Here is a 7461-nt window from a genome sequence, read left to right on the forward strand (position 1 = left end):
GCCGGTCCGCGCCCGAGCTTCACCGCTGTGAACACGACCGCGAGGAGAAACACCATGACGATGTTCGCCAGCTCGAAGTACGGAAACAGCAGGCTCGCGACAACTGCGGCGGCGACGCACACCCCTGCCGACCACGCATAACCGCGCCAAGCCTCAGGACGCGGTGACAACGATGCCCTTTCCTCGTCTGACATCGTGCGTTCCGCCGCCGCATCGATGTCCTCCGGCGCGATCTCGATCACGTCCACGTCGGGCGCGAGATATCCCAAGCGGTCGGAAAGGGATGCGCCCCACAATCGTCGCCATCCCGCCGCGGGGCGGGGCGGACGCTCAACCACCAAGCGCGAGATGTTGTGGCTACGAGCGTGCTCGATCAGACCCTCGGCAATCTCGTGACTCGGAACTGTCGTAGTCTCCGCACCCAGCTCCTCCGCCAGCTTGAGCGTGCCGAGGATGCGCCGGCGCTTCGCCTCGGGGAGGCGCTGCAACCGCGGCGTTTCCACGTACACGGCGTGCCAGGGTGCGTCGAGACTGTCGGCCAGGCGCGCCGCCGCGCGCACTACCTTGTTGCTGCCGACACCGGGTCCGACACACGCGAGCAGCGCGTCCTGCGTCTGCCAAACCCGCCCGATCGACTTCTCGCGTCGATATGCGCGCACCTCCTCGTCGACGCGATCGGCGGCCTGGCGCAGAGCGAGTTCGCGCAGCGCGATCAGATTGCCCTTGCGGAAGAAGTTGCGGATCGCCCGCTCGGCCTGGTGCGGCAGGTAGACCTTGCCTTCCTTCAGGCGCTGCAGCAGATCGTCCGGCGGCAGGTCGACCAGCACCACCTCGTCGGCCTCGTCGAACAGGCGATCGGGCACCGTCTCGCGCACGCGGATGCCCGTGATGCCGCCGACCACGTCGTTCAGGCTTTCCAGGTGCTGGACGTTGATGGTGGTATAGACGTTGATGCCCGCGCGCAGCAGCTCCTCGACGTCCTGGCAGCGTTTCGGGTGACGCGATCCGGGCGCGTTGGAATGCGCCAGTTCGTCGACCAGGATGAGCTCGGGATGGCGCGCGAGCGCGGCGTCGAGATCGAACTCGTCGAGGCGCGACCCGCGGTGGTCGATCGGCTTGCGCGGCAGCACTTCCAGACCTTCCAGCAACGCCGCCGTCTCTGCACGCCCGTGCGTCTCGACCAAGCCGACGACGACATCGGTCCCTGCGGACCGCGCCGAGCGCGCGGCGTTGAGCATCGCGTAGGTCTTGCCGACGCCCGCCGAGGCGCCGAAGAAGATGTGCAGCTTCCCGCGCTTCGCCTTCGTCTCGTCGAGCTGCAGGCGTTCGAGCAGTTTGTCTGGATCAGGACGCGCGTCGGCCACGGGCATTTTCCACTGCTGCAATGGGCATCAAAGCGAGTTTACGCCGGGTGGCGCCCGCTCCGCCGCGGCTCGTCCGCGCCAGACGTTGAGCAGCATGGAGAGCTTCTGGCCACCGCGCAGGCGCTCGTCCGACAGCGAGTCGAGGAATTCGGAGAGCCGCTTCGACTTGGAGATGACATAGAGAATGAGCGCCAGCGTCGGCAGGAACACGAGCGTGAAATAGACGATCTTCAAGGCGAGCGGACTGTCCGCCTCGGCGAGGAGGTTCATGCCGAAATAGCCGGTCACGATGTTCACCACGAGCCCGAAGACGGTGACCACCGTGAGCCGCACTACCGTATCGGCCTGGCGTCTCAGTTGATCGCTGTCCAGATAGTAGGTCATGTCCTGGATGCGCTGACGGACTTCTTCGTAGAGCCGTTCCGTGCCGAGATGCGTGGTCCACATGCTGAAGATTTCCCGAGCCTGAGCCTGGTCGGAGACTTCGTGAAACCAGTAGCGGTGCGTGAAGCGAAGAAAGATGCCCTGCGTTTCCCGAATGGAGCGTTTGAACGCGCGAATCGAATCGGCGCGGTGAATGTCGAGCTTGCTGATCGCGACCACCAGCCTGTCTGCGAGCATGAGCAGCGCCGCCTTGTGAAAATGAGCCATCAGCCCGAACAGGAAGTACTGATGGCGGAACTGGCTCAGCACGCCCGTCGCCTGATCGGTGAAGAACGGCTCGTCTGCGTTGCCGATGATGGTGAATGCGTGACCGTTGCAGATGAAGCGGGTGTCCGGCCAGTCGTGCGGCCGACTTTCCTCCCAGTAGCGGTCGTAGCAGTAGCGCGACTCGAAATCGCGCAGGAACCGTTTCGAGTAGGGCCAGATTTCGGGGTCTCCCGGCCGAGTGACGAGGCCGATGCGGATCAGATCTCCGCGCGAAAGACGCGTCCGATCGTCGAACGCCAGATAGCCCATCAGCGGCATGCGCTGGTACTCGATCTCCCGATAGCGCATTGCGCCCGGTTCGGCGGAGTGATGCAGGACGAGCGGCCGCATCAGGTACCCCCAGTGAGCGGCGACGTGCGTGACCCGGTACTGGCAGACATGGGTGAGATAGCGGTCACGCTTCTCGTAATCCGAGGCGCTCAGAATGCTGCCGTCCCAGCCGAGCCACTCGACCCGTTCGGCGCAGTGTCCGCCGCGGCCACTCGGCTCCCAATGCGTGGGATAGGCGCGTCCGAAGCGATAGCGGACATCGAGCGCACGCGCGAGCGGCAGATCGTTCGCGAAGATTTCGACCACCAGAATGGCTATGTCGATATCGAAGAAGAGATAGAGATCGACGTGCGCGACGTCGAACAGCACCGCGCGCGGATCGCCCGGAAAGGTCACCCGTGCCTGTGCTACATCCTCGCGCCGGAACACGCGAATCGGCGATCGACCGTAGGTGCCCTCGCCGTCGATTGCGGCACCTTCTCCGAAGAGAAACCGCTGCACGTACGGGAGGAACGTGACGAACTCCTTATAGTGGCGCTCGGTGAACTGCGTCGGGTCGCTCGGGAACTCGTCCACCACTTCCTTCCAGACCGCTTTGCCCCCGGCGTCGACCGGAAGCTCCCAGTGCCTCTGAATCTGTCCGCCCTCGTTGCGCGGGACGAGTTGCACCGGCCACATGCAGATCTGACGGAAGTTCCTCACCACTGGCAGTTCGTCCCGGTGACGCGGGGCCAGAAACTCGTCGGATGCCGGTGTGGGTTCGCTTTCCATTGCTGTTCTTCTCAGCGTTCGCGGCTGCTCCCGCCCCGGCGTCGCCTCGCCAGCCATTCGGCCAAGGCCGCGGCCACCGCGAGCGGGACGACGATTGCTGCCAGGGTCAATAGCAGGAGCACGGTTGAGTCACCCGCAACCATGTCGTGAAGACCGTGCTGGCCTCGGTTCTAATGGCTCGCCGCGGCATCGAGGCCGAGGTTGAGCTTGAGCACGTTCACCCGAGGTTCACCAAGCACGCCGAACTGCCGATCTTCGGTGAACTGCGCCACCAGGGCGCGAATTATCGAGGGATCCACACCTCGCGCCTGCGCCACGCGCTCGACCTGGTACGCCGCCGCGGCCGGGCTGATGTGAGGATCGAGCCCGCTGCCGGACGCGGTGACGAGGTCGACCGGAACCGCCGTCTGGCTGGCTGGATCGGCCTCGCGGAGTGCCTTGAGCCGTGCGGCGACGGCGTCGGTAAGTGCCGAATTCAGCGGCCCCTGATTGGAGCCGCCCGAGGCGGCTGCGTTGTAAGGGAACGGGGCGGTTGCCGAAGCGCGCGACCAGAAGTACTTCGGATCGGAGAACGGCTGACCGATGAGCTCCGAACCGACCGCCTTGCCGTCGCGTTCGATGAGGCTGCCGTTTGCCTGGTGAGGGAAGACCGCCTGCGCGATGCCGGTGACGGCGAGCGGATAGGCGAGCCCGGTAAGGATGCTCATGAACACCAGCATGACGAGGGCGGGGCGAAATTCGTGCAGCATTCTTCAGACTCCGGATTCGAGATCGATTGCGCGCACCGCCAAGGGCGCGGCGTTGGCAGAGTTCGAGGCGGTGGCGGATTCGTACTGACGGGCGACCCGGCCGTAGCGGAAGTTCACGACAACCGATAGCGTGAGGACGACTGCGAGAAGGCCCGCAATGACACGGCCAAGGATTCTCGCGCCTGCGTCGCTCGGGCAGGGGACGCGCGCTTCCGCCGACGACCATCGATGCCCGCGATCGGCAACGCGATCCCACTGCACACAGCCACTATCCTGCAACAGCGCTTTGGTCATCGTATGCATCGTTCGCATTTCGGATCGGGGCTCTGGACACAGGATAGTCGGCGCGCCAAAAACGCCCGATAAAGACTCCGCGCCAATGCGTAAAGGTTTCGTAAACACTCTTGAGCGCTCTCGGTCAGGCCAATCCAATCGCCGACAGCAAGACGTCGATGACCTTGATCCCGGCGAAGGGCACGATCAGTCCGCCGACGCCGTAGATCCACAGGTTCTTGCGCAGCACCGCGGCAGCACCGAGGGGCCGGTACTTGACCCCCTTCAGCGCGAGCGGGATGAGCGCGATGATGATGAGCGCGTTGAAGATCACGGCGGAGAGGATCGCGCTCGCCGGGCTGGCGAGGTGCATGACGTTCAACGCATTGAGCTGCGGGTAGGTGGTCGCGAACGCCGCCGGAATGATCGCGAAGTACTTGGCGACGTCGTTGGCGATCGAGAACGTGGTGAGGGCGCCGCGCGTCATCAGGAGCTGCTTGCCGGTCTCGACGACCTCGATCAGCTTGGTCGGGTTGGAGTCAAGGTCGACCATGTTCCCGGCCTCCTTCGCCGCCTGCGTGCCGGTGTTCATCGCCACCGCCACGTCGGCCTGCGCCAGCGCCGGCGCGTCATTGGTGCCATCGCCGGTCATCGCGACGAGACGTCCCTCCGCCTGCGTGTCGCGGATCAGCTTGAGCTTCGCCTCGGGCGTGGCCTCGGCGAGGAAGTCGTCGACGCCGGCTTCCGCCGCGATGGTGGCAGCCGTGAGCCGGTTGTCGCCGGTGATCATCACGGTCTTGATGCCCATGCGGCGCAGCTGCGCGAAGCGCTCGCGGATGCCGCCCTTGACGATGTCCTTGAGCTCGATCACGCCGAGCACCTTCGCGCCGTCGGCGACCACGAGCGGTGTGCTGCCGCGCCGCGACACCTGCTCGACCACGTCCGCGACCTGCGCCGGCAGGCTGCCGCCGAGGCGCTCCACCTGCTGGCGCACGGCGTCCGCAGCGCCCTTGCGGATCTCGCGACCGTCCACGTCGACGCCGCTCATGCGCGTCTTTGCGCTGAAGTGGACGAACTGGGCGCCGAGCGCGTGGATGTCGCGGGCGCGAAGTCCGTACTTCTGCTTGGCGAGGACGACGATGCTGCGCCCTTCGGGCGTTTCGTCCGCGAGGGAAGCGAGTTGTGCAGCGTCCGCAAGATCCCGGTCGTTCACGCCCGATGTCGGAATGAAAGCCGTCGCCTGGCGGTTGCCGAGCGTGATGGTACCGGTCTTGTCGAGCAGCAGGACGTCCACGTCGCCCGCCGCCTCGACCGCCCGCCCCGACACTGCGATCACGTTCTTCTGCAGCATGCGTCCCATGCCGGCCACCCCGATCGCCGAGAGCAGCCCGCCGATGGTGGTGGGGATCAGGCACACCAGCAGCGCGATGAGCACGGTCACCGTGATCGGCTGGCCGGACTGCGCGAGGTCGACGCTGTACATGGAGAACGGCAGCAGGGTCGCAGTGGCGAGCAGGAAGACCAGCGTCAGCTTGACGAGCAGGATCGTCAGCGCGATCTCGTTCGGGGTCTTCTGCCGGCGTGCGCCCTCGACCATGGCGATCATGCGATCGAGGAACGACTCGCCGGGGCGCGCCGTGATGCGCACCACGAGCCAGTCGGAGAGGACGCGGGTGCCGCCGGTGACGGCGCTGAAATCGCCGCCCGATTCGCGGATCACCGGCGCGCTCTCGCCGGTGATCGCGCTCTCGTCGACCGAAGCCGCACCTTCGATCACCTCGCCGTCACCGGGAATGACGTCCCCTGCCTCGACCAGCACCACGTCGCCCTGCACGAGCTGGCTCGACGGCTTGAAGTACACCTGCGCATCGTGCCTGGGCTCGTAGAGCTTCTTCGCCACCACGTCGCGCTTGGCCGCGCGCAGCGACGCCGCCTGCGCCTTGCTGCGCCCTTCCGCCAGCGCTTCGGCGAAGTTCGCGAAGAGTACGGTGAACCAGAGCCACAGCGTGATCGCGAGGATGAAGACGGTCGGCGCCTCGCCGTTTCCGGCGAGCGCTTGGAAGAAGAGGATCGTCGTAAGAATGCTGCCGATGTAGACGACGAACATCACCGGGTTCTTCCACTGGTGCTGCGGCAGCAGCTTCACGAAGGCGTCTTTCAGCGCCTCGACGAAGATGCCGCGCGTGACCAGCGCGTGAGGTACGGCAGGCGTAGTCGGGAGTGCTGCTGCTTGAGTGTGCGTAGTCATGGTCAGGGTCCGGGGCGGTTCACTTCGTCCCATAGAGCATCAGGTGTTCGACGATCGGCCCGAGCGCGAGCGCCGGGATGAAGGTCAGCGCGCCGACGATGACGACCACGCTGATCAGGAACAGGACGAAAAGCGGCGTGTGAGTCGGCAGCGTGCCGGCGCCTACCGGGATTCTCTTCTTCGCGGCAAGGCTGCCGGCAAGCGCCAGCGCGGGAACCGCGAGCCAATAGCGGGAGAACAGCATGGCGAGACCCAGGGCGGTGTTGTAGAAAGGCGTGTTCGCCGACAGCCCCGCGAACGCGCTGCCGTTGTTGTTGCCGGCAGAGGAGAACGCGTAGAGGATCTCGCTGAAGGCGTGCGCCCCGGGGTTGGCGACACCGGCACGACCGGCATCGACCAGAACCGCGATGGCGGTGCCGCCGAGCACTGCGAACAAGGGCACCAGCACCACGATCGCCGACATCTTGATCTCGAAGGCTTCGATCTTCTTCCCGAGATACTCGGGCGTGCGGCCGATCATCAGGCCGGCGACGAACACGGCGACGATCGCGAACACGATCATCCCGTAGAGTCCCGAGCCGACACCGCCGAAGATCACTTCGCCGAGCTGCATGAGCCACATCGGCACGAGCCCGCCGAGCGGCGTGTACGAGTCGTGCATGGAGTTGACCGACCCATTCGACGCCGCGGTCGTCGCGGTCGCCCACAGCGCGGAATTCACGATGCCGAAGCGCGTTTCCTTGCCTTCCATGTTGCCGCCGGATTGCAACGCGCCGGCGGACTGATCGACCCCGAGGGCGGGCAGGCGCGGATTGCCGGCCTGTTCGGCGCCCACGCACACGGCAAGCAACGCAACGAACACGATCGTCATCGCGGCGAGAATGGCCCATCCCTGGCGCGTGTCGCCGACCATTCGGCCATACGTGTAGCAGAGCGCCGCCGAGATCACGAGGATCGCCAGCACCTCGAGAAAGTTGGCGAGAGGCGTCGGATTCTCGAAGGGGTGTGCCGAATTGACGTTGAAGAAGCCGCCGCCGTTGGTGCCGAGCTGCTTGATGGCGATCTGCGAAGCGGC

The 7461-nt window shown here is 65.6% G+C and carries 6 protein-coding genes; all 6 read right to left on the bottom strand.

The window, feature by feature from the left end:
* On the bottom strand, nucleotides 1-1364 hold a 1364-nt coding region (locus JNK68_14685; GenBank protein ID MBL8541591.1), incomplete at its 3' end, for a hypothetical protein.
* A 27-nt stretch (nucleotides 1365-1391) separates the two neighbouring features.
* On the bottom strand, nucleotides 1392-3023 hold the full coding sequence (locus tag JNK68_14690; GenBank protein MBL8541592.1) for a hypothetical protein: 1632 nt from the start codon (nucleotides 3021-3023) through the stop codon (nucleotides 1392-1394).
* Nucleotides 3024-3286: 263 nt separating this feature from the next.
* Nucleotides 3287-3865, bottom strand: coding sequence for a potassium-transporting ATPase subunit KdpC (kdpC, locus tag JNK68_14695; protein MBL8541593.1), 579 nt, complete (start codon nucleotides 3863-3865; stop codon nucleotides 3287-3289).
* Nucleotides 3866-3868: 3 nt separating this feature from the next.
* Nucleotides 3869-4159 (bottom strand): hypothetical protein, encoded by a 291-nt coding sequence (locus JNK68_14700; protein MBL8541594.1) that lies wholly within the window; start codon nucleotides 4157-4159, stop codon nucleotides 3869-3871.
* Nucleotides 4160-4283: 124 nt separating this feature from the next.
* Nucleotides 4284-6386 (bottom strand): potassium-transporting ATPase subunit KdpB, encoded by a 2103-nt coding sequence (kdpB, locus tag JNK68_14705; GenBank protein ID MBL8541595.1) that lies wholly within the window; start codon nucleotides 6384-6386, stop codon nucleotides 4284-4286.
* 19 nt (nucleotides 6387-6405) lie between these two features.
* A partial coding sequence (gene kdpA, locus JNK68_14710) for a potassium-transporting ATPase subunit A (protein MBL8541596.1) occupies nucleotides 6406-7461 on the bottom strand: 1056 nt, incomplete at its 5' end.

Source organism: Betaproteobacteria bacterium (genome assembly GCA_016791345.1).
In the GTDB taxonomy this organism is placed as follows: domain Bacteria; phylum Pseudomonadota; class Gammaproteobacteria; order Burkholderiales; family JAEUMW01; genus JAEUMW01.

Bases quoted from the DNA above. Each gene is read 5' to 3' on its own strand.
- JNK68_14690 (MBL8541592.1), bottom strand. From the start codon at position 3,023: ATGTGGCCGGTGCAACTCGTCCCGCGCAACGAGGGCGGACAGATTCAG.
- kdpC (MBL8541593.1), bottom strand. From the start codon at position 3,865: ATGCTGCACGAATTTCGCCCCGCCCTCGTCATGCTGGTGTTCATGAGC.
- JNK68_14700 (MBL8541594.1), bottom strand. From the start codon at position 4,159: ATGACCAAAGCGCTGTTGCAGGATAGTGGCTGTGTGCAGTGGGATCGC.
- kdpB (MBL8541595.1), bottom strand. From the start codon at position 6,386: ATGACTACGCACACTCAAGCAGCAGCACTCCCGACTACGCCTGCCGTA.